Annotated in this window: 21 protein-coding genes and 3 tRNA genes; 11 read left to right on the forward strand and 13 right to left on the reverse strand. The window is 71.1% G+C overall.

What is annotated here, in order from left to right; translation table 11 throughout:
- Positions 1–245 precede the first annotated feature (245 nt).
- Positions 246–857: an NADPH-dependent FMN reductase gene (locus tag CSC68_RS04565; protein ID WP_162202355.1), complete on the reverse strand. Its 612-nt coding sequence runs from the start codon at positions 855–857 to the stop codon at positions 246–248.
- A 17-nt stretch (positions 858–874) separates the two neighbouring features.
- Positions 875–1,459 carry a LysE family translocator gene (locus CSC68_RS04570; protein WP_162202356.1) on the reverse strand — a complete coding sequence of 195 codons (585 nt, stop codon included), beginning with the start codon at positions 1,457–1,459 and terminating at the stop codon, positions 875–877.
- An 83-nt stretch (positions 1,460–1,542) separates the two neighbouring features.
- Between CSC68_RS04570 and CSC68_RS04575 the strand changes: the two genes are divergently transcribed.
- A complete protein-coding gene (locus CSC68_RS04575; RefSeq protein ID WP_162202357.1) occupies positions 1,543–2,439 on the forward strand; it encodes a LysR substrate-binding domain-containing protein in 897 nt (298 codons plus the stop codon).
- A 112-nt stretch (positions 2,440–2,551) separates the two neighbouring features.
- Here the strand turns inward: CSC68_RS04575 and CSC68_RS04580 are convergent.
- The 5 genes from CSC68_RS04580 to CSC68_RS04600 form a co-directional block, all read right to left on the reverse strand.
- Positions 2,552–2,627: transfer RNA gene (locus CSC68_RS04580), tRNA-Ala, on the reverse strand.
- A 41-nt stretch (positions 2,628–2,668) separates the two neighbouring features.
- Positions 2,669–2,744, reverse strand: a tRNA-Glu gene (locus CSC68_RS04585).
- 33 nt (positions 2,745–2,777) lie between these two features.
- Positions 2,778–2,853: transfer RNA gene (locus CSC68_RS04590), tRNA-Ala, on the reverse strand.
- Positions 2,854–2,874: 21 nt separating this feature from the next.
- On the reverse strand, positions 2,875–3,657 hold the full coding sequence (locus tag CSC68_RS04595; protein WP_162202358.1) for a sulfurtransferase: 783 nt from the start codon (positions 3,655–3,657) through the stop codon (positions 2,875–2,877).
- 33 nt (positions 3,658–3,690) lie between these two features.
- Positions 3,691–4,056, reverse strand: coding sequence for a DUF6164 family protein (locus tag CSC68_RS04600; RefSeq protein WP_162202359.1), 366 nt, complete (start codon positions 4,054–4,056; stop codon positions 3,691–3,693).
- Positions 4,057–4,130: 74 nt separating this feature from the next.
- Here CSC68_RS04600 and CSC68_RS04605 point away from each other — a divergent pair, with 74 nt between their 5' ends.
- Positions 4,131–4,568: an FKBP-type peptidyl-prolyl cis-trans isomerase gene (locus tag CSC68_RS04605; protein ID WP_162202360.1), complete on the forward strand. Its 438-nt coding sequence runs from the start codon at positions 4,131–4,133 to the stop codon at positions 4,566–4,568.
- 3 nt (positions 4,569–4,571) lie between these two features.
- A complete protein-coding gene (locus CSC68_RS04610) occupies positions 4,572–5,825 on the forward strand; it encodes a TIGR03862 family flavoprotein (protein ID WP_162202361.1) in 1,254 nt (417 codons plus the stop codon).
- Positions 5,826–5,835: 10 nt separating this feature from the next.
- Here the strand turns inward: CSC68_RS04610 and thpR are convergent, their stop codons facing one another.
- Together thpR and CSC68_RS04620 are read right to left on the reverse strand one after the other, a co-directional pair.
- Entirely contained in the window at positions 5,836–6,411 is a 576-nt protein-coding gene (gene thpR, locus CSC68_RS04615) for an RNA 2',3'-cyclic phosphodiesterase (RefSeq protein ID WP_162202362.1), read from the reverse strand.
- An 11-nt stretch (positions 6,412–6,422) separates the two neighbouring features.
- Entirely contained in the window at positions 6,423–6,767 is a 345-nt protein-coding gene (locus CSC68_RS04620; protein ID WP_162202363.1) for a RidA family protein, read from the reverse strand.
- 197 nt (positions 6,768–6,964) lie between these two features.
- On the opposite strand from CSC68_RS04620, the gene CSC68_RS04625 reads away from it, so the two are divergent.
- From CSC68_RS04625 to CSC68_RS04640, 4 genes are all read left to right on the forward strand, one after another.
- Positions 6,965–8,113, forward strand: coding sequence for a tetratricopeptide repeat protein (locus CSC68_RS04625; protein ID WP_162202364.1), 1,149 nt, complete (start codon positions 6,965–6,967; stop codon positions 8,111–8,113).
- Between the two features lie 9 nt (positions 8,114–8,122).
- Entirely contained in the window at positions 8,123–8,341 is a 219-nt protein-coding gene (locus CSC68_RS04630) for an RNA-binding S4 domain-containing protein (RefSeq protein WP_162202365.1), read from the forward strand.
- Between the two features lie 60 nt (positions 8,342–8,401).
- Positions 8,402–9,556, forward strand: coding sequence for a tetratricopeptide repeat protein (locus CSC68_RS04635; protein ID WP_162202366.1), 1,155 nt, complete (start codon positions 8,402–8,404; stop codon positions 9,554–9,556).
- Positions 9,557–9,816: 260 nt separating this feature from the next.
- Positions 9,817–10,422: a mechanosensitive ion channel family protein gene (locus tag CSC68_RS04640; protein ID WP_162202367.1), complete on the forward strand. Its 606-nt coding sequence runs from the start codon at positions 9,817–9,819 to the stop codon at positions 10,420–10,422.
- A gap of 9 nt (positions 10,423–10,431) precedes the next feature.
- Here CSC68_RS04640 and CSC68_RS04645 read toward each other — a convergent pair whose 3' ends face one another.
- From CSC68_RS04645 to CSC68_RS04660, 4 genes are all read right to left on the reverse strand, one after another.
- Positions 10,432–10,698 carry a DksA/TraR family C4-type zinc finger protein gene (locus tag CSC68_RS04645; RefSeq protein ID WP_162202368.1) on the reverse strand — a complete coding sequence of 89 codons (267 nt, stop codon included), beginning with the start codon at positions 10,696–10,698 and terminating at the stop codon, positions 10,432–10,434.
- A 209-nt stretch (positions 10,699–10,907) separates the two neighbouring features.
- Positions 10,908–11,384: a Cu(I)-responsive transcriptional regulator gene (gene cueR, locus CSC68_RS04650; protein ID WP_162202369.1), complete on the reverse strand. Its 477-nt coding sequence runs from the start codon at positions 11,382–11,384 to the stop codon at positions 10,908–10,910.
- Positions 11,381–13,879: a heavy metal translocating P-type ATPase gene (locus CSC68_RS04655; RefSeq protein WP_162202370.1), complete on the reverse strand. Its 2,499-nt coding sequence runs from the start codon at positions 13,877–13,879 to the stop codon at positions 11,381–11,383. The genes cueR and CSC68_RS04655 overlap by 4 nt, the downstream gene beginning before the upstream one ends.
- A gap of 135 nt (positions 13,880–14,014) precedes the next feature.
- Complete coding sequence (locus tag CSC68_RS04660; RefSeq protein WP_162202371.1) at positions 14,015–15,052, reverse strand: S66 peptidase family protein; 1,038 nt, start codon at positions 15,050–15,052, stop codon at positions 14,015–14,017.
- Positions 15,053–15,175: 123 nt separating this feature from the next.
- Between CSC68_RS04660 and CSC68_RS04665 the strand changes: the two genes are divergently transcribed.
- The 4 genes from CSC68_RS04665 to CSC68_RS04680 all read left to right on the forward strand — a co-directional run bounded on the left by CSC68_RS04665 (position 15,176) and on the right by CSC68_RS04680 (position 19,715).
- Positions 15,176–16,444 carry an efflux RND transporter periplasmic adaptor subunit gene (locus tag CSC68_RS04665; RefSeq protein ID WP_162202372.1) on the forward strand — a complete coding sequence of 423 codons (1,269 nt, stop codon included), beginning with the start codon at positions 15,176–15,178 and terminating at the stop codon, positions 16,442–16,444.
- A 4-nt stretch (positions 16,445–16,448) separates the two neighbouring features.
- Complete coding sequence (locus tag CSC68_RS04670; RefSeq protein ID WP_162202373.1) at positions 16,449–17,651, forward strand: ABC transporter permease; 1,203 nt, start codon at positions 16,449–16,451, stop codon at positions 17,649–17,651.
- Positions 17,644–18,363, forward strand: coding sequence for an ABC transporter ATP-binding protein (locus tag CSC68_RS04675; protein WP_162202374.1), 720 nt, complete (start codon positions 17,644–17,646; stop codon positions 18,361–18,363). Before CSC68_RS04670 ends, CSC68_RS04675 begins: the two co-directional genes overlap by 8 nt.
- 185 nt (positions 18,364–18,548) lie before the next feature.
- Positions 18,549–19,715, forward strand: a complete 1,167-nt coding sequence (locus CSC68_RS04680; RefSeq protein WP_162202375.1) for a PQQ-dependent sugar dehydrogenase — start codon at positions 18,549–18,551, stop codon at positions 19,713–19,715.
- The last annotated feature ends 236 nt before the right edge of the window (positions 19,716–19,951 follow it).

A 19,951-nucleotide genomic window follows, 5' to 3' on the forward strand; every position in this document is an offset into this window, starting at 1 on the left:
CTTGACGGACGGTCCGGCGACTCGCGCACCGATCCTACAAGCCACGACTCTCCATGCGAGCCGGGAGTTCTCCACTTCCCCCTGCAGGCCGAATCGCGGTTCCGTCGCGTTCATTTTGTCGCGGCATTGCGTCCAGCACGGGTTACACGAAGCGAACCTCGGCAAGGATTCTTTCCTCCCCGCGTCACCAGGATATGCAACTAGCGCGCAGCCGGCGCTGCTGTCACGCAACGTGCGCGCGCCACTCATGATTCCGGTGCCGCGAAGCGCCCGTCTCCGGCCAGCGAAACCCGCCCGATCCACTCCCGGAACGCTTCCAGGAACGTCCCGAGCCGCCGCGCCGTGGCAGCGTCGAACGGATCGGCATCCGGCCCCTGCCCGCCCGCACCGGCGATGTAGACCTGCGGCGTCGCCATCACCAGCGCTTCCATGGCTGAAAGCGCATGCCGGACCTGGGCCTGCGCGACACGCGTGCCCCACCTGCCGGGCGTTGCCCCGACGATGGCGACCGGCTTGCCGGCAAGCACCTCGCCATATGCGGGATCCTTGCGCGAGAGCCAGTCCAGGACGTTCTTGAGTACCCCGGGCATGGACTGGTTGTATTCGGGCGTGGCGATGAGCACTCCGTCGGCGGCGGCGATGGCGGCGCGCAGGAGCCTGACGCCCTCCGGGCCGCCATGCGTGTCGGCTTCCACGTCCTCGTCGAAGAGCGGGACGTCGTGGATGTCGTGTACCAGCAGCTGGATCCTTCCAGGCGCGGTCGTGGCCGCAAGGTCCAGCAACCGCCGGTTATAGCTCCGCCTGCGGAGGCTGCCGGCGAAACCGAGGATGCGAAGCGGGGAGTTCGTCTCTGGCATGGCGGTCCCTTTTGGGGTCAAGACAGGAGGAGGAGGCCAGTGCTGGCGAGCAGTGCCAGCCCCATGATGCGGGCGAACACGCGTTGCCGGGCCGGCATGCGCAGGAAGTACGCGAGGTACCGGCCGGCCAGCGCCCAGAGCAGCAGGCAGGCGAAGGGAACGAAGAGGAACAGCGGCCCCAGCCACAGCAGCGTGCCGGCCACGCCCTGGCCGGGAAACGCAGCCACCAGGGCCAGGACCATTGCCCAGCCCTTCGGATTGAGGAACTGGAATGCGAGCAGGCCGGCGAAACCGGCGGGAAGCCTCCCTGCGCCACTTTGCCCCGCCCCGCGGACCATGCCGACACCGAGCCATCCCAGGTAGATCGCCCCGGCCGACGCAACGACCCACCGCAGGGAAGTCCAGCCGGCCGGCATCGCATCGGCGGCAACCGTCACCACCACGAGCATCAGCACTCCACCGAGCACGATGCCCGCGATCGCCGACGATACCGCCGCGAGGTCGCCCCTGGCCGCCGCCCGCAGGACCACGAGGTTGTTGGGGCCTGGCGTGAGCGCCGCCACCAGCAGCATGCCGGTGGCGGCCAGGATACCGGGGGGCATTCGCAGACTCCGCTGTAAGGACGATGCAGTCTGGCAGCCCGCGGCGGTGCAGGTGCGCACCATGACGGTCTACTATCCAGACCATGAAGCCCCTCCCCCTCAACGCCCTGCGGGCATTCGCCCTGGTCCACGCCCATGGAGGCGTGCGCGCCGCGGCCCGCGAGCTCGACATTTCGCACTCGGCGGTCAGTCGCCACCTGGTCGAGCTGGAAACCTGGATCGGGGTGCCGCTGGTGGAGCGCTCGACGCGCCGGTGGACGCCGACGCCGCAGGGCGCAGCGCTTGCGCGCCGGCTGCAGGAGCTGTTCCGGGAAATGGACGATGCGACCGAAGCAGCGCGCGAGTCCGGTTCCCCGTTTTCGGTGACGATCGCCGCCGCACCCTCGTTTGCCAGCCGCTGGCTGCTGCCCCGGCTGCCCGCGCTGGAACGCGCACATCCGCGGATCGCGCTTTCGCTCCTGGTCAACCAGCGCCTGGAAACCCCGTCCGAAGGCATCGACCTGGCAGTGCGCATGGGTGCCGGCCCCTGGCCGGGACTGGAATGCGAACCACTGATGGATGAGCGCCTCTACCCTGTCGCCAGCCCGGCCTACTGGCGGCAAGCCGGTGGTGGCGAGGAGGTCGATTGCCTGCACGGCATGCGACTGCTGCACGACCGCGATCCCTCGGCGAGCTGGGAACTGTGGCGTCGCCATTTCGGTCCGGCCTCGCTCGCGCTGGAACACGGTGCGCGGCTGGCATCGTCGGACCTGGTACTACGAGCCGCCGAGCTCGGCCAGGGCGTGGCGCTGGCGCGGGAACGCTTCGCCGGCGACGCGCTGGCGGCGGGCACGCTGCTGAGGCCATTCGACGGAAAGGCCGTGCACCTGCCGCAGGCCTACTGGATCGTGCGTCCGGCCAGGCCGCGCGCGGGGGCATCGAAACGCCACGCGATCGCAACCGTGGTGCAGTGGCTCAAGGAGCAGGCCGGGGCAGGCTGATCGCAACCGGTATCGCCCGCATCACCGGCGCGCGAAGGCACACGGCGATGCATGCACGGAATTCCCGGGCAATGTCGTCAAAGAGGGAATGGCGCGCGGCAACGCCAGAAGATGGTGGAGCCAGGCGGGATCGAACCGCCGACCTCCTGCATGCCATGCAGGCGCTCTCCCAGCTGAGCTATGGCCCCACGAGCATCGGCCACCAGGCCTCTGCGTACCGCTGGAAATGTGGCGTCCCCACGGGGATTCGAACCCCGGTCGCTACCGTGAAAGGGTAGTGTCCTAGGCCTCTAGACGATGGGGACAATATCGTCGCTTCGCCCGACTTGCGTCGGATTTGGTGGAGCCAGCCGGGATCGAACCGGCGACCTCTTGCATGCCATGCAAGCGCTCTCCCAGCTGAGCTATGGCCCCACGAAGCTGAGGGCGCGAATATTAGACAGTCTCCGTAACTTGCGCAAGCGTTTCTTCACGAAAATTTTCGTCCACCAGCGGACGCAGTTGCGGATCGAGCGCGACGCGCTCGTCGAACACGAAACAGCGGCCTTCGTACCCCTGCCCGCCGACCTGCTCGAACCAGCCGAGGATGCCGCCCTCCAGCTGCAGCACGTTGTCCATGCCGTCCTGGCGCATCCATAGCGCCGCCTTCTCGCAGCGGATGCCGCCGGTGCAGAAGCTGACAACGGTCGCGTCGGCCAGCGCCTGGCGATGCGGCTCCAGCGCGGCCGGCAGGTCGGTGAACTTCGTGATCGGCAGGGTCAGCGCGCCCTGGAAGGTGCCGTAGGCCACCTCCTGTGCATTGCGGGTATCGAGCATCACGACCGGCCGGCCCTGGTCGTCGCGGCCGCCCTGGGCCAGCCAGCGCGCCACCGTGGCCGGATCCACCGCCGGCGCGCGCGCACCCTGGGCCAGCGGCGTGGCCTCGGGATGGCGGAAGCTGATGATCTCCGGCTTCACCTTCACCTTGAGGCGGGCGAACGGCACGGTGCCGCTGCGGCTGTAGCGCGGCTTCAGCCCGGCCAGGCGTGGATCGGCATGCAGTCCGTCGACGAAGCCGCGCAGGGCCTCGTCCGGTCCGGCGAGGAACAGGTTGATGCCCTCGCCGGCCACGAGGATGGTGCCCTTGAGGTCGGCCGCCCGGGCGGCTTCATGCAGGTGCCCGGCGAGCGCGTGCGGATCGTCGATGTGGACGAACAGGTAGGCGGCGAGATTGAGCATGCCGCCATTGTAATGGCCGCCCCTGCCCGATCCTCAGCGCAGCAGCCACCACGGCAGCGACAGGGTGAACGCCAGGATCACCAGTATCGCCAGCAGTCGCGGCAGCACGAAGGCCGGGCGCGTACGCAGCAACTGCATGAAGGACTCCCCTTCGCCGCGCTGCTGGCGCTCCAGCGCCTCGGCCTGGACCCGGCTCCGGCGCTGCAGCTGGTACTCGTCCAGCAGCGCCCGGGCGCGTGGATACTCGCCGGCGTCGCGCAGCCACAGGCCCGGCGCGGACAGGCCCAGGATGCCGGCGTCGGTCTCGTACCAGCCGAAGCCATATTGATCGAGCAGCGCACGCACCTCGGATGCCTCATCCTCGGGCACGTTGCGCAGGGAAAACAGCAGCTTGGCCATGCGCGCATGATACGCGCCATCGCCGCGGCCGCCGCCGGCGGTTTACCCTTGCGTCCCCTCGAGGACCCGAAGTCATGCGTCTTTTCCTGCTTTCCGCCCTGCTCTGCTCCCTGCTGCTGGCCGCCTGCGGCCAGTCCGGCCCGCCGCCTGGCGGTTCGGTCGCGCAGCTGGAGCGCATCGACGAGGTGACCGGCCAGGGCGACCTTGCCACCCCCGGCAGCCGCGTCACCGTGCACTACACCGGCTGGCTGTACGACGAGCGCCTGCCGGAGAAGCGCAGCCGCAAGTTCGACAGCTCGCTGGACCGCGGCGAGCCTTTCACCTTCGTGCTCGGCGCCGGCCAGGTGATCCGCGGCTGGGACGACGGCGTGGCCGGCATGCGCGTCGGCGGCCGGCGCATCCTGATGATCCCGTCCGCGCAGGCCTATGGCGCACGCGGCGCCGGGCGCGCGATCCCGCCGCACGCCTCGCTGGTGTTCGAGGTCGAGCTGCTGGGCGTGGAAGCGCGCTGATCCATGCCTGCGGAGCTGACCACCCTGCCGGGCCTGGCGATCGTCGGCGGCGGCGCGGCTGGCCTGATGGCCGCCGAGGTCGCACGCGCGGCCGGCATCGAAGTCGACCTTTACGAAGCCAAGGGCTCGGTCGGGCGCAAGTTCCTGATTGCCGGCAAAGGCGGCCTCAACCTCACCCACGCCGAGCCCATGCCCGGCTTCGCCCGGCGCTACGGTGTCCGCGCGCCCCAGGTCGCCGCCTGGCTGGCCGACTTCGGACCGGGCGAGCTGCGGGACTGGGCACGCGGCCTCGGCGTGGAAACCTACGTGGGCAGCTCGGACCGCGTGTTCCCGCAGGACCGCAAGGCCGCGCCCCTGCTGCGCGGCTGGGTGCGCCGACTGAAGGAACAGGGCGTGCGCTTCCACGTGCTGCACCGCTGGGAAGGCTGGGACGATGACGGTGCCCTGCGCTTCCGCAACGGGGATGGCGAGCTGCGCGTGCGCGCCCCGGCCACGGTCCTGGCCATGGGCGGCGGCAGTTGGCCGCAGCTCGGTTCCGATGGCGCCTGGGTCGGGTCCGTGGCCGCCGCCGGCATCGAGGTCTCGCCGCTGGTGCCCTCCAACTGCGGCTTCGACGTGGGCTGGAGCGAATACTTCGCCGGGCGCCACGCCGGCGCCCCGCTCAAGCCCGTGGTCGCCCACTGGCAGGACCTGGACGGAACCCCGCGCTCGCTGCAGGGCGAATGCGTGGTCACCGCCACCGGTATCGAAGGCAGCCTGGTCTACGCGCTGTCGGTGCCGCTGCGCGAGGCGATCGCCCGCGACGGCCACGCCACCCTGCACCTGGACCTGGTGCCCGGCCGCGAGCTGGAACGCCTGCGCGCCGAGCTGGGCAGGCCGCGCAAGGGCCGCAGCTTGAGCGAACACCTGCGCCGCCAGGCCGGCGTCGACGGGGTCAAGGCGGCGCTGCTGCGCGAGGTGCTGGATCCACAGTCCATGGCCGACATGGAACGGGTCGCCACCACGCTCAAGCGCCTGCCGCTGGTGCTCAGGCGCCCGCGCCCGCTGGACGAGGCGATCAGCAGCGGCGGCGGCGTGCGCCTGGAGGCGCTGGACGCGGACCTGATGGCTCTCGCCCGGCCCGGCGTGTTCTGCGCCGGCGAAATGCTGGACTGGGAAGCGCCGACCGGCGGCTACCTGCTGACCGCCTGCTTCGCCAGCGGCCTGCGTGCCGGCCGCGCCGCGGCGCGCTGGCTGCAGGCTGCGGACAAGTCCTGACCCCGGCGCCTCAAGCCGCGGACAGCGGCCACTCTCCCAGCACGCGGTAGCGGGTTCCCGCACCGGTACGCAGGCTCTGCAGCAGGGCGAAGCGGTCCACCCGCCATTCCACCGGCGGCACCGGCTGCGGCGGGAAGCGCACGCTTGCCCGGCGTCGCACGGTCACGTGCGGCGCGAGCGAAGGCCCTACCGGCACGCGCACCCGCCGGGCGGCCAGGGCCGCCGCCAGTGCCCGGTGCAGTTCCTCCAGCTGCCTGGGCGGCTGCGAGGGCCGGAGTACCCAGATCGATTCCGCGTGGCCGAAGCATTCGGCCTGGTCCAGGCGCAGTTCGAAGCCGGACAGCCGCATCCGTGCAGCCGCGGCGCAGGCATCGTCCACCAGCGCCTGCGGCAGCCGGGACCACTCGCCCAGCCAGTGCAGGGTCAGGTGCAGGCGTTCGTCGGGCACGCCACCGCCGCGCTGGGGCGCCAGGCCCGCCTCCAGCGCCTGGCGCGCGGCCTGGATGGCGGCCACCACCGGCGGCGCCGGCACCAGCGCGAAGAACAGGCTGTGGTGCTCGTCCGCGGCAGCGAACAGGTCGCCCATCACACGATCGCTCAGACCGCGGCGGTGACCACGATCTCGACCTTCCAGGCCGGATCGGCCAGCTTCGCCTGCACCGTGGCGCGGGCGGGGGTATGCCCCTGCGGCACCCACTCTTCCCAGGCCTTGTTCATGCCGGCGAAATCGCCGATGTCGGCGAGGAAGATCTCCGCGCGCAGGATCTTCGTCTTGTCGCTGCCGGCCTGGGCCAGCAGCGCATCGATCGCCTGCAGCACCTGCCGGGTCTGGCCGGTGATGTCCTGGCTGGTGTCCTCCGGGATCTGCCCGGACAGGTAGGCCACGCCGTTGTGCACGGTCATTTCGGACATGCGCGGACCGGTTTCGAAACGCTGGATCATGGGGAAGCTTCCCTGGTTGCGGGTCATGGGAGCCGCGCGCGCGGCAGCGGCGCAGGATACAACGCCCGCCAGCGGCCGGAGCGCAGGAAAACGTTGCCCGGGAAACGGCTGCCGCGCATGCCGGATGGGCCATCCGGGTCATTCCAGGGACGGCTGGCGGGCATACACTGGCGACAGCAGGCAGCGGGAGGTGGGTCATGTACGCAATGGCATTGGCAGCGGCCCTGGCCGCATCCCAGCCGGCGACGCCGCCGGCCGTTCCCCCGGCGGAGCAGGCCCCGCCGGCAGTGGCTGTCCAGCAGCCGCCGCATATCCCGGACCTGGCCGAGATCATGGCCATTCCGCCGGAACTGCAGGTGCTGCTGCAGGAGCGGGTGATCGCCCCCGGCGGCACCCGCCAGGAGCAGCTGGAGCGGCTGGTGGTACTGGTGTTCGACCAGACCGCACTGGCGATCGAATACGACAACGACCGCACCCGCACCGTGGCCGAGACCTGGCGCGACCGCAGGGCCAACTGCGTGTCCTACACCCTCCTGTTCGTCGCCCTCGCCCGCGCCGCCGGCATGGATGCCTACGTCCAGGAGGCCGGCGAGGTGCTGGCCTGGTACCGGGACGCGGGCGTGATCTACAGCGCCAGCCACGTCAATGCAGGCATCCGCAGCGGCATGCGGCAGCAGACGGTGGACGTGGACCGCAACATCCTGGCCACGCGCGGGCGGCCGCGCGGCGTCAGCGACGCCCGCGCCCTTGCCCATGTCTACAACAACCGCGGGGCGGAACTGATGGCCGACGGCGACCTGGCCGGCGCCCGCGCCCTGCTGGAAGCGGCGCTAATGGCCGACCGCAAGTTCGTGCCGGCCTGGAACAACATGGGCGTGCTGCAGCAACGGCTCGGCGACGAACGCAAGGCGCTGGAGGCCCTGCACACGGCGCGCCGGCTTGCCCCCGAGCACGCCTCGACCCTGTCCAACCTTGTGAACGCGTACCAGCGCAACGGCCAGCCCGAGCAGGCGGCGCGTTACGCCGCCAGGCTCGAAGAGATCCGCCGCACCGACCCCTTCGCCCAGTTCATGCTCGCGCTGGAATGCGAGGACGAGGGCGACTACGGATGCGCGATCGCACGCTACCAGCGCGCCATCCGCATCCAGGGCGGCGAGCACGCGTTCCATTTCGGACTGGCGCGGGCGTACTTCCTGGACGGCCAGCTGGAGCACGCGCAGCGCGAGATGGCCAAGGCCGCCAGCCTCGGCGATACCGAACGCGTGCGGAACGTCTACCGGCGCAAGCTGGAGAGCCTGGAGCGCTGGCGCATGGCGCAGGCCAGCCGGGCCCCGCGCGCGCGCTAGACTTCGCGGATGGAAACCATCGATTTCGAGCTCCAGGGCGAGCATGTGGAACTGAACCAGCTGCTCAAGCTGGTCGGCGTTTGCGACAGCGGCGGCGCCGGCAAGGCGCTGGTGGCCAGCGGCGTGGTCCGCGTCGATGGCACGCCGGAGCTGCGCAAGACCTGCAAGATCCGCGCGGGCCAGACCGTCACCGCGCCCGGCGTGCAGGTGCGGGTGCACGCGCCCTGACCGCCGCCGTCGCCCGCGCGGAGGCGTACACTCGGCGTGGCATGGACCGGGAGGCGGGTCATGTACGCACTGGCACTGGCAGCGGCACTGGCCGCAACCCCACAGGCCGGACCTGCGACCGGGTCCACGGCGCCGCCATCGGCGCCTCCCACCCTGCCGGCGATCCAGGCCCTGCGGCCTGTTCCCGGGATCGATGAGGTCCTGGAGATCCCTCCCCCGCTACGGGCGATGCTGCAGGAGCGCGTGATCGACCCGGGCGGCAGCCGCGAGGACCGGATCCAGCGGCTGGCGGCCATGGTCCTGGAACCTGACGGCCTCGGACTCGAATACGACAACGACCGCACCCGCACCGTGGCCGAGGCCTGGCGCGACCGGCGCGCCAACTGCCTGTCGTTCACGCTGGTGTTCGTCGCCCTGGCGCGTGCGGCCGGGATGGACGCCCACGTGCAGGAAGTGGACGAGGTCCTGGCCTGGTACCGCGACGCGGGGGTCATCTACGGCGCCAGCCACGTCAATGCCGGAATCCGCGGCGGCCTGCGCCAGCACACGCTGGACGTCGAGCAGAACATCCTGGCCATGCGCAGCCGTCCGCGCGTCGTCGACGACGCCCGCGCCCTGGCCCATTTCCGCAACAACCGCGGCGCCGAACTGATGGCCAGCGGTGACCTGGCCGGCGCACGCGCGCAGCTGGAGGCGGCACTGGAAGCCGATCCGCGCTTCGTGCCGGCCTGGAACAACCTGGGTGTGCTGGAGCTGCGGGCGGGGCATTTCGAGGCCGCCGGCACCGCGCTGCGCGCCGCCTGGCGGTTGGCACCGAAGCACACAGCGACCCTGTCCAACCTGGTGAACCTTTACCAGCGCAGCGGCCAGGCCGGACTTGCCGCGGACTTCGTCGCCAGGCTGGAAAAGGTCCGACGCACCGATCCCTTCGCCCAGTTCGTGCTCGCCCTCGGCTGCGAGGACGCCGGCAACTACGCCTGCGCGGCCACCCATTACCGCAAGGCCATCCGCCTGGACGGCGGGCAGCATGCCTTCCACTTCGGCCTGGCCCGGGCGTACTTCCTGGCCGGCCAGCCGGAACTGGCCCGACACGAGATGGCGCGCGCGCTGAAGTTGGCGGATACCGACCGGGCGCGGGGGATGTACCGCCGCAAGCTCGACCATCTGGAACGCTGGCCCGGCGTCGAGGACGGCCACGCGCTGCATGCGCGCTAGCCCTGCCCCGATGCGCGCCACCTGCCGGAAGCCACGCATGGCTGGAGCCCCCCACTCGCCGGGGCAGCGGTACCGACGGCACCAGCCGCCGCACGGTTAGCGTCGCGGTTCCGGGGCGACTTAAGCGTCCAGCTGCAGCGATGCTGCAAGCATTGCAGCCATCCTGCGGATGCGATCCGATGCGCGGCGCGCGCGTCGGGGGCAGCGTCTCCTAGAATGAGAGGCGAAGCGGCCGGCGCGGCCGTATCCATGCCAAACGGATGAAGCAATACCTGCCCGCCTGGGTACAGGGCTGGCTGGGCACGGTCACGCCGATCGTCCAGGCCGTGCTGATCGTCCTGGCCGCCTGGCTGCTGCAGCAGCTGGTGCGCCGGATCGTGCACCGCCTCATGAACAAGCGCGACGTTCCGCCGGAGATGGGCGTTGCACTGCACCGGGTCAGCGGCGGCCTGATCGGCTTCGGCGCCCTGCTGCTGGTGCTGGAACGACTGGGCGTATCGGGGACGGTGCTGTGGACTGCCTTCACCAGTTTCGCCGCGGTCGGCGCGGTGGCGTTCTTCGCCGCCTGGAGCGTGCTGTCCAACATCTTCTGCACGGTGCTGATCTTCACCACCCGCCCGTTCCGCCTGTACGACTACATCGAGGTGGTGGAGAACGGCGAAAAGCCCGGCCTCAAGGGCCGCGTGGTCGACGTCAACCTGATCTACACCACCCTGCAGGAAGTGGCGCGCGACCCGGCCCATGCCGGCAGCAGCCTGCAGGTCCCCAACAGCATGTTCTTCCAGCGCGTGGTGCGCCGCTGGCGCGGCAGCGAAGTGCCGGCCGCATGGCTGGCGCCGCCGGCCACCGAAAGCGCCCCGAAGTAACCGCTGGACTCAGCGCAGCTGGCTGTCCTTGCTGCCGCGCCGGTTGTAGCCGGCAAAGCTGGCTTCGTCCTCGTCGTGCGCGGACTGGCAGGCGACGCACAGGCGCACGCCGGGCACCGCGCGACGACGCGCCTCGGGGATGGGCGCGTCGCATTCCTCGCAGCGCTCCAGGCTCGGCCCCTTCGGCAGGCGCGAGCGGGCGCGCTCGATGCCGTCCTTCACGGTCGCGTCGATCTGGTCGTTGACGGCGTTGTCGCCGGCCCATCCGGTCGCCATGGAAACCTCCTCCTCGGCACTACAGATACAGGGTGCCTGCGGCGATGTGAATCCCCGGCAAGCGCATGCCATCAATGCGTATCCCCGTCCCCTCCGGAGGGGACAGGGGGGTGAGGGCCGGCTGCTTTGCGATGGCACTGCCGCGGTCGGCAGAGGTGATCGCGACCAGACAGGCCGGATCGCAGCGAGCATCGACCGCGCCGGCCGCCCTACCCTCGCCCCAGCCCCTCTCCCGATGGGAGAGGGGTGCCTCCGCAGCCACCCTCGAGGTCGTCGAGGATCGGGCAGTCCGGGCGGTCGTCGCCGTGGCACTGACCTGCCAGGGCTTCAAGCGTGCGCTGCATGGACTGCAACTGGGCGATGCGCTCGCCCAGCTCTGCCGCGTGCTGCAGCGCCAGCCGCTTGACCTCGGCGCTGGCGCGGGTGCGATCCGACCACAACGCCAGCAGCCGCTCGATCTGCTTCATCCCGAAGCCCAGCAAACGCGCGCGGTTGATGAAACGCAGGCGGTGCACATCGGCCTCGGCGTACAGGCGGGAGCCGGCAGCGGGGCGCGGCGGCGGCGGGGCCAGGCCGATCCCCTCGTAATGTCGGATCATCTTGGCCGACACACCCGAATGCGCGGCCGCCTCGCCGATCGAGTACAAGCCCTTGTCCCGGGCGGCCTTCGCGGCTTCGTGCTTCATGGCGTCGTCCCCGCGCCGGCCGCGGGACGCCAGCGCCGCAGCAGCAGGGTATTGGCGACCACGCTCACCGAGGAGAACGCCATCGCCGCGCCGGCCAGCGCCGGGCTCAGCATGCCGGCGGCCGCCAGTGGAATGCCGATGACGTTGTACCCGAAGGCCCAGAACAGGTTCTGGTGGATCTTGCCGGTGGTGCGCCGCGAGACATCGATGGCATCGGCCACCAGCTGCGGCTCCGGCCGCATCAGGGTGATGGCCGCCGCATGCATGGCCACGTCGGTGCCCGAACCCATGGCGATGCCGACATCGGCCGCCGCCAGCGCCGGCGCGTCGTTGATGCCCTCGCCGACCATCGCCACCACGCCACCGGACTTCAATGCCTCGATTGCGGCCACCTTCTGCTCCGGGCGCACCTCGGCCTGCACCTCGTCGATGCCCAGCGCCTCCGCCACCGTGCCGGCGGCGCCGCGGTTGTCGCCGGACAGCATCACCGTGCGCACGCCCATCGCGCGCAGGCGTTCGATCGCAATGCGCGCACCAGGGCGCGGCTGGTCGCGGAAGGCCAGCAGGCCGCGCAGTCGCGGCTTGCCGCCCTCCTCCACCGCCAGCCAGGACAGGGTGTGGCCACTGGCTTCCAGTTCCTCCGCACGCCCCAGCAGTGCGTCCACGGCCACGCCGGCTTCCCGCATCAGGGCCAGGTTGCCGATCCAGGCCATGCGCCCGTCGACCCTGCCGCGCACGCCGCGGCCCGGCAGCGCCTGCAGCCCGCTCGCCGGGGCCGCGTCGACGCCTTCGCGCAACACCGCCAGCGCCAGCGGATGCGCGCTGTGCTGCTGCAGGGCCGCGGCCAGGACCAGCAGCGCATCGCGGTCGCCGTCCACCGCAACCGCCTCCAGCAGGCGGGGCTCGCCCACGGTGAGCGTGCCCGTCTTGTCGAAGGCCACCACCTTGATCGAGCGCGCCAGCTCAAGCGCATGCGCATCCTTGACCAGGATGCCGGCGCGCGCGGCCACGCCGGTGCCGGCCATGATCGCCGTCGGCGTGGCCAGTCCCAGGGCGCAGGGACAGGCGATGACCAGCACCGACCCCGCGTTGAGGATGGCGCGGTCCCAGTCGCCCGTGCCCAGGCCCCAGCCCAGCAAGGTCAGCAGGGCAAGGCCCAGGATCACCGGCACGAACACCGCGGCGACCCGGTCCACGGCGCGCTGGATCGGCGCCTTCACCGCCTGCGCGTCCTCCACCAGCCGGACGATGCGGGCAAGCGCGGTCTCCGCCCCCACCGCGGCGGTGCGCACCACGACCACGCCATCGGCGTTCACCGCGCCGGCGGTGACCCGGTCGCCCGGCGCCTTGGCCACGGGCACCGATTCGCCCGTCACGAGCGACTCGTCGGCATGGGTAAGTCCTTCCTCGACGATGCCGTCCACCGGGAAGCGTTCCCCGGGACGCACGACCACCCGGTCGCCCACCGCCACCTGGTCTACCGGCACCTCGGACTCGCCCTGGGCGGTGCGCAGGCGCGCGGTGGTCGGGCGCAGCGCCTGAAGGGCGCGGATCGCGGCGGTAGCCTGGCGCTTGGCGCGCCCCTCCAGGAACTTGCCCAGCAGCACGAGGGTGATGATCGCGGCCGAGCCTTCGAAATACAGCGGTGCATGCCCGCCCTCGCGCAGCAGGTGGAACAGGCTCAGGCCGTACGCCGTGCTGGTGCCCAGTGCGACCAGCAGGTCCATGTTGCCGGTGCCGGCCCGCAACGCGCCCCAGCCGGCGCGGTAGAACCTCGCGCCCAGCCAGAACTGCAGCGGCGTGGCCAGCAGCAGCTGGATCCAGCCCGGCAACATCCAGTGCCTGCCGAAGGGCATGCCAACCATCGGCAGGACCATCGGTGCGGCCAGCACGATCGCGATGACCAGGTGGCGGGCTTCCTTGGACAACCGTGGGTCTGCAGCCGTAGCCAGCCCCGCCGGCTGCCCCGCAAGGGACGTTTGCGTTCCGGAAGGCAGCGCTGCCGCGGGCGCCTCCGGCGCCGCGATCCGGTAACCGGCCTTGCGTACGGCCTCTGCCAGGACGGCCGTATCAGCGGGACCAGCGGTACGTACCCGTGCCCGCTCGGTGGCCAGGTTGACCGAGGCCTCGACCACGCCCGGCACCGCGGCGAGGGCGCGCTCCACCCGGCCTACGCAGGAAGCGCAGTGCATGCCCTCGATCGCCAGCTCGGCCTCGCCCGCCGGCACGCGGTAGCCGGCCTTTTCCACTGCAACGACCAGGTCGGCCGCCGGTGGCAGCGCCGCGCCGCGGACCTCGGCGGTGGCGCTGACCACGTTGACGCTGGCCGACTCCACGCCCGGCAGTGCCGCCAGGGCGCGTTCGACCCGCCCGGCGCAGGAGGCGCAGCTCATGCCCTCCACGGGCAGACGCAGGACGGCGGGAGTTGTGCCGGCCGCGGGGACTACAACGATGTTCGGGGTATCCATGGCGACCATGGTGAACCTTCCCATCATGGGAAGGTCAAGTCCGGCCAATGACTTTGCTCTGCCGCCACTCCCGGTTCCCGCTCCTGACGAATCCCCAATCCCGAATCACCAATCACCAATCACCAATCACCAGTCACCAGTCACCAGTCACCAGTCACCAATCTACGAGAACACAGGCTCCAGCAGGCGGAAGGTGCCGGCGTCGGCATCCATCTCGACCTGGCCGCCGACCGGGATGATGAACTGCTCGCGCAGGTGGCCGATCTGGGCGCCACGGTAGGCCGGGATGGCCAGCGGACGGACATGGTCGTCCAGGACCTGCTCCAGGGTCAGCGAACCATAGCCAGCGCGCGGCTCGCAGTCCGTGCACTGGCCGAAGATGAAACCCGCGATGCGATCCAGCACCCCGGCGAGCTTGAGCGTGGTGAGCATCCTGTCCACCCGGTACGGCGCCTCCTCCACGTCCTCCAGGAACAGGATCGCCCCGTCGAATGCCGGCAGGTAAGGCGACCCCGCCAGGCCCACCAGCACCGACAGGTTGCCGCCCAGCAGCCGGCCGCGGGCGCGTCCGCCGTGGATGGTCATGGTGCGGTTGCGGCGCGGCACCAGTTCGTCCTCGTCTTCGTCCGGCGGGTTGCGGTATTCGAGCAGTTCGTGCTGGAAGAACACCCGCCGGAACTGGTCGACCACGAAGCGGTTCCAGCTGCCCGAGCCGATCGGGCCATGGAAGGTCACCAGCCCGGTCTGCGCCTGGATCGCGCAATGCAGCGCGGTAATGTCCGAATAGCCAAGCAGCACCTTCGGATTGCGCCGGATCAGCCCGTAGTCCAGCAGTGGCAGCAGGCGTGCCGCGCCGGCCCCGCCGCGCCCGCACACCAGCGCCCGCACTTCCGGGTCACCGAACATGCGGTTGATGTCCCCGGCGCGGTCGGCATCGCTGCCGGCCAGGTGGCCACGGCGGTCGCCGTAATGCTCGCCGGCGCGCACCTTGAAGCCCAGCGCCTGCATCGCCTCGGTCGCCAGCTGCAGCTTGAGGCTGTCGTCGGTAGCCGAGGACGGGCTGACCAGGCCCACCATGTCGCCCGGGCGCAGCGCGGGTGGCAGCAGGCGCACCGGCCCGGCGGCCAGCGCCCGTCCCGGGCCGGTCAGCGCCAGCAGGGAGGCGGCCATCGCGCTGCCGAGGAACTGCCGTCTGTGCATGGGTTACCCCCTCGTCGCCAGCAGCGAGCCTAGCAACCCCGGGCCAGCGGCGGCCGGCCGCCGTCGTTGTCGCACTCACGCGATGCGGGCGAAGATTGGCGGCCTTTCGTGCCAGGTATGTCCATGCCCCACCTTCCCGCGCGGCGCCGCTGGATGATCGCGACCGCCCTCGTCCTCCTGCTGGCGCTGCTGTCCTGGGCCGTGGCGCGCTGGCTCGGACCGGTCCTGCCGGGCTACGAGGTGGCTTCGGGCCCGCTGGTGCAGAACGTGGTGGCCACCGGCCGGGTCGCGGCGCTGTCGCGGGTCCAGGTCGGCGCCGAGATCTCCGGCCTGGGGCTGGAGCGGCGGGTAATGGAGGGCGACCGGGTCGCGCCCGGCGACGTGCTGGTGGTGCTGCGGGCGCTGGATATCGAAGCCCGCCGCAACGAGGCGCGTGCCGCGCTGGAGACCCTGCGCAAGGCCGACCGTCCCGATGCCCAGGCCCGCTACCGCCAGGCCCAGGCCGATCTCGCCCAGGCCGAGCGCGAGGCCCAACGCCGGCGCGAACTCGGCGAGCGCCGGCTGGTGTCTCGCGAGAGCGTCGAGCAGGCCGCGCAGGCGGTGGCGGCCGCCCGTGCCGCGGCCGAGCAGGCGCGCGGGGCTGCCGAAGCCGTGGCCAGCGGCGGCGCGCTGGAAGTCCAGGCGATCGAACGCCTGCGCGCGGCCGAGGCCGACCTCGAGCGCGCGGTGATCCGCTCCACCGTGGCGGGCACCGTGCTGGTCCGCCAGGTCGAGCCCGGCGATACCGTCACTCCGGGCCAGGTGCTGCTGGAGATCGCGGCCGACGCGCCGGGGGAGATCCTGCTGCCGCTGGACGAGAAGAACCTGTCCCTGCTGGAAGTCGGCCAGGCGGCCACCTGCGTGGCCGATGCCTTCCCCGGCCGCCCCTTCCCCGCCACCGTGTACCACGTCGCCCCGGGCATCGATCCGGCGCGTGGCACCGTGGACGTGCGCCTGCGCATAGACCCCTCGGCCGACTTCGTGCGCCAGGACATGACCGTCACCGCGACCATCCTTACCGGCCGCCGCGACAAGGCGCTTGCCGTGCCCAACGATGCCTTGCTCGGCAACGATCCGGGGGCCACCCGTGCCGAGGTGCTGCGCGTGCGCGGCGGACGCGTGCAACGGGTGCCGGTGACGCTGGGCCTGCGTGGCCTGGCGATGACCGAGGTCAGCGAAGGCCTGACCGAAGGCGACCAGGTGCTGGCCGCTGGCACGCTGGACGATGCCGCGCTCCCGGCCGATGGCGACCGCGTACGCCTGCGCGTGCAGCCGCTGCCGGCGGCGCTGCCCGCCGCGGCGGCGAGCAAGGACCAGGCCCTGCCCACCGCCGTCCAGGGCGGCGCGGGCTGATCCCATGTGGATCGAAACCACCATCGCGATGCGTTTCCTGCGCCATGGGCGCGCGCAGTCGCTGCTGATCCTGTGCGGCATCGCCGTGGGCGTGGCGGTGATCGTGTTCGTCACCGCCCTGATCTCCGGCCTGCAGCAGAACCTGATCGAGCGCACCCTCGGCAGCCAGGCGCACGTGCGGGTGGAGGCGCCGCGCGAAGTGAACCTGCTCGCGCCGCCCGAGGCCGGCACCCTGCAGCTGGTGCTGGAGGATCCGCGCCCGCAGGCCATGCGCCCGATCGACAACTGGCTGCAGGTGCGCGACGTGATCGAGCGCCTGCCCGGTGTCACCGCGGTCTCGCCGGTCGTATCGGGTCCCGCCTTCGGCCGCCGCGGCGACGCCACCGAATCGGTGGCCCTGGTCGGGATCGACCTGCAGCGCTACCTGCGGGTGATTCCGCTCGACAAGCACATCATCGACGGCCGGCTGGACGTCGGCTCGGGCAACGGCCTGGTCGGCCGCAAGCTCGCCGAGGACCTGGGCCTGCGCACCGGAGGCAAGCTGCGCCTGGATGCCGGCGATGGCCGCGAGGCGGTGATCAATGTCGCCGGCATCTTCGAACTGGGCGTGAGCGAACTGGATGCGCGCTACGTCTACCTCGACCTCAAGCAGGCCCAGTCGCTGCTGGCCCTGCCCGGTGGCGTGACCGTGATCGACGTGACCGTCGACGACGTGTTCGACGCCGACCACACCTCCGCGCGCATCCGCGGCCTCACCGGCCTGCAGGCCGAAAGCTGGCTGGAAACCAATGCCCAGCTGATGAACGCGCTGACTTCGCAGAGCATGTCCACCCGCATGATCAGCTTCTTCGTCGCCATCTCGGTGGCACTGGGCATCGCCAGCGTGCTGGCGGTGAGCGTGGCCCAGCGCACACGCGAGATCGGCATCCTGCGCGCCATGGGCACGCGCCGTCGGCAGATGCTGCGGGTGTTCCTGGTCCAGGGCGCGGTGCTGGGCCTGGTCGGCTCCGCCATCGGCGCGCTGGCGGGCTGGGGCCTGGCCGTCTCGTTCAATACGTTCGGGCCGAAGCTGTTCACCATCGACCTGCCGCCGAGCCTGGTGCCCGCGGCAATGGCGCTGGCCACGCTCGCCGGCATCGGCGCGGCCCTGGTCCCGGCCTGGCGCGCCTCGCGCCTGGATCCGGTGGAGGCGATCCGGCATGCCTGAGTTGCGCGAGGTCCTGCGCCTGGAAGGGCTGCGCAAGTCCTACAACATCGGCCAGCCGAACGAGGTCGAGGTCCTGCACGGCATCGACCTGCGCCTGGACAGCGCCGACTTCGCGGCCCTGGTCGGTCCCTCGGGCTCGGGCAAGAGCACCCTGCTCAACCTGGTCGGCCTGCTCGATTCGCCCACCGCCGGGGAGCTTTACCTCGGCGGGCAGCCGACCCGCGGGATGGACGACGCGGCGCGCACCGCGCTGCGCGGCCGCCACATCGGCTTCGTGTTCCAGTTCCACCACCTGATCGGCGCGTTCACCGCGCTGGAGAACGTGCTGATGCCGTGGATGGTCGCCCACGGCAGGCCCAACGCGGAAATCCTGGACATCGCCCGCGGCCTGCTGGCCGACGTCGGCCTGGAGAAGTTCGCCGACCGCCATCCGGACCAGCTTTCAGGCGGCCAGCAGCAGCGCGTGGCGATCGCCCGCGCCCTGGTCACCCGCCCTTCCCTGCTGCTGGCCGACGAACCCACCGGCAACCTGGATACGAAGACGGCGGCTTCGGTGTTCGAGCTGCTGCGCCGCTTCAACGAGCAGTTCGGCTGCGCGGTGCTGGTGGTGACCCACGATCCGCGCCTGGCATCCACCTGCGACCGCACCATCACCCTGGTCGACGGCGCCATCGTCTCCGACGAACGCCACCCGCAGCCTCGCACCCCGTAGCCCGGACAAGGCCGCAGGCCCGCATCCGGCAATGGAGTGCCCGCGACCTTCGATCACGTGGAGGCCTCGCCCGTTCCCGGGGGCGCTTCGCTTACCCGGGCCGCGGAGCAGGCGCCGATGTTGACGCAGGCCCAAGGTCGCCCCCGCTACGGTGGCCGCCACTCCGCATCCTGCAAGGAACCGCCATGAAATCGACCGCGCTTTCCCTCGCCCTGGCCGCGGGCCTGGCGCTGCTGGCCGCCGGCTCCCTGGCCATCGTCGAACCCGTGCACGCCGCGCCGCAGGGCCCGGCCACCCCGGCCAATGCCCCGTTCAAGGTCACCGAGATCAAGCGCTTCGAAGCGCCCTGGGCGATGACCTTCCTGCCCGATGGCCGCCTGCTGGTCACCGAGATGGCTGGAACCCTGCGCCTGTTCGATCCGGCCAGCGGCAAGCTGGGCACGGTCGGCGGCGTGCCGAAGGTGGCGCATGGCGGCCAGGGCGGTCTGTCCGACGTGGTGCTGCATCCGGACTTTGCCGGCAACCAGCTGGTCTACATCAGCTACAGCGAGGCCGGCGAAGGCGGCACCGCGGGTGCGGCGGTGGCGCGGGCGAAGCTGGTGGCCGACCAGGCCGGCGGCGGCCAGCCCGAGGACCCGCGGGTGGTCTGGCGCCAGGAGCCGAAGGGCAGCGGCCAGGGCCACTTCGGCCAGCGCATCGCCTTCGATCGCGACGGCAAGCTGTGGATCAGCTCCAGCGAACGGCAGAAGTTCGATCCGGCCCAGGACATGAAGACCAACCTGGGCAAGATGATCCGCCTCAACGACGACGGCAGTGTCCCGGCCGACAACCCGTTCGTGGACCAGGGCGGCGTGGCGGCGCAGGTGTGGACCCTGGGCCATCGCAACATCCTCGGCGTGGCCTTCGACGGCGAAGGCCGGCTGTGGGCGCACGAGATGGGTCCCAGGGGCGGCGACGAGCTCAACCTGATCGAGCGTGGCGCCAACTACGGCTATCCCATCGTCTCCAACGGCGACCACTACGACGGCAAGCCCATCCCCGACCACGACACCCGCCCGGAATTCCATGCCCCGGCGGTGAGCTGGAACCCGGTGATCTCGCCGGCCGGCTTCGTGATCTACAGCGGCGACCGCTATCCGGGGTGGAAGGGCTCGGGCCTGATCGGCGGCCTGTCGTCCAGGTCGCTGGTGCGGATCGCCTTCGACGGCACCAGCGCACGCGAGGCCGAGCGCTTCGAACTGGGCCGCCGCATCCGCGAGGTCGAACAGGGCCCGGACGGTACGGTCTGGCTGCTGGAGGACGGCACCCGCGATGCCCAGGGCTGGCTGCTGCGGCTGGATCCGAAGAACTGATCGACCAATCCGATCCCCGGGTGCGCTGCGCTTACCCGGGCTACGTCAGGCGTAGCCCGGATAAGGCCGAAGGCCGCATCCGGGAGAGTGCACCAGCGCATGCATCGTCATTGCCTGACGGCATAGCCATTCCCGGGTGCGCTCCGCTTACCCGGGCTACAGGTACGTAGCCCGGATAAGGCCGAAGGCCGCATCCGGGGGAGTGCACCAGCGCATGCATCATCATTGCCTGACGG

Source organism: Pseudoxanthomonas suwonensis (assembly GCF_010093235.1).
GTDB lineage: Bacteria > Pseudomonadota > Gammaproteobacteria > Xanthomonadales > Xanthomonadaceae > Pseudoxanthomonas > Pseudoxanthomonas suwonensis.

What these genes read in the sequence shown, in the direction of transcription:
- CSC68_RS04635 (WP_162202366.1), top strand. Translation starts at nt 8,402, where the DNA reads ATGTACGCACTGGCACTGGCAGCGGCACTGGCCGCAACCCCACAGGCC.
- CSC68_RS04665 (WP_162202372.1), top strand. Translation starts at nt 15,176, where the DNA reads ATGCCCCACCTTCCCGCGCGGCGCCGCTGGATGATCGCGACCGCCCTC.
- cueR (WP_162202369.1), bottom strand. Translation starts at nt 11,384, where the DNA reads ATGAAGCACGAAGCCGCGAAGGCCGCCCGGGACAAGGGCTTGTACTCG.
- CSC68_RS04575 (WP_162202357.1), top strand. Translation starts at nt 1,543, where the DNA reads ATGAAGCCCCTCCCCCTCAACGCCCTGCGGGCATTCGCCCTGGTCCAC.
- CSC68_RS04605 (WP_162202360.1), top strand. Translation starts at nt 4,131, where the DNA reads ATGCGTCTTTTCCTGCTTTCCGCCCTGCTCTGCTCCCTGCTGCTGGCC.
- CSC68_RS04570 (WP_162202356.1), bottom strand. Translation starts at nt 1,459, where the DNA reads ATGCCCCCCGGTATCCTGGCCGCCACCGGCATGCTGCTGGTGGCGGCG.
- CSC68_RS04625 (WP_162202364.1), top strand. Translation starts at nt 6,965, where the DNA reads ATGTACGCAATGGCATTGGCAGCGGCCCTGGCCGCATCCCAGCCGGCG.
- CSC68_RS04675 (WP_162202374.1), top strand. Translation starts at nt 17,644, where the DNA reads ATGCCTGAGTTGCGCGAGGTCCTGCGCCTGGAAGGGCTGCGCAAGTCC.
- CSC68_RS04645 (WP_162202368.1), bottom strand. Translation starts at nt 10,698, where the DNA reads ATGGCGACCGGATGGGCCGGCGACAACGCCGTCAACGACCAGATCGAC.
- CSC68_RS04670 (WP_162202373.1), top strand. Translation starts at nt 16,449, where the DNA reads ATGTGGATCGAAACCACCATCGCGATGCGTTTCCTGCGCCATGGGCGC.
- CSC68_RS04620 (WP_162202363.1), bottom strand. Translation starts at nt 6,767, where the DNA reads ATGATCCAGCGTTTCGAAACCGGTCCGCGCATGTCCGAAATGACCGTG.
- CSC68_RS04595 (WP_162202358.1), bottom strand. Translation starts at nt 3,657, where the DNA reads ATGCTCAATCTCGCCGCCTACCTGTTCGTCCACATCGACGATCCGCAC.
- CSC68_RS04640 (WP_162202367.1), top strand. Translation starts at nt 9,817, where the DNA reads ATGAAGCAATACCTGCCCGCCTGGGTACAGGGCTGGCTGGGCACGGTC.
- CSC68_RS04600 (WP_162202359.1), bottom strand. Translation starts at nt 4,056, where the DNA reads ATGGCCAAGCTGCTGTTTTCCCTGCGCAACGTGCCCGAGGATGAGGCA.
- thpR (WP_162202362.1), bottom strand. Translation starts at nt 6,411, where the DNA reads ATGGGCGACCTGTTCGCTGCCGCGGACGAGCACCACAGCCTGTTCTTC.
- CSC68_RS04630 (WP_162202365.1), top strand. Translation starts at nt 8,123, where the DNA reads ATGGAAACCATCGATTTCGAGCTCCAGGGCGAGCATGTGGAACTGAAC.
- CSC68_RS04680 (WP_162202375.1), top strand. Translation starts at nt 18,549, where the DNA reads ATGAAATCGACCGCGCTTTCCCTCGCCCTGGCCGCGGGCCTGGCGCTG.
- CSC68_RS04660 (WP_162202371.1), bottom strand. Translation starts at nt 15,052, where the DNA reads ATGCACAGACGGCAGTTCCTCGGCAGCGCGATGGCCGCCTCCCTGCTG.
- CSC68_RS04565 (WP_162202355.1), bottom strand. Translation starts at nt 857, where the DNA reads ATGCCAGAGACGAACTCCCCGCTTCGCATCCTCGGTTTCGCCGGCAGC.
- CSC68_RS04655 (WP_162202370.1), bottom strand. Translation starts at nt 13,879, where the DNA reads ATGATGGGAAGGTTCACCATGGTCGCCATGGATACCCCGAACATCGTT.
- CSC68_RS04610 (WP_162202361.1), top strand. Translation starts at nt 4,572, where the DNA reads ATGCCTGCGGAGCTGACCACCCTGCCGGGCCTGGCGATCGTCGGCGGC.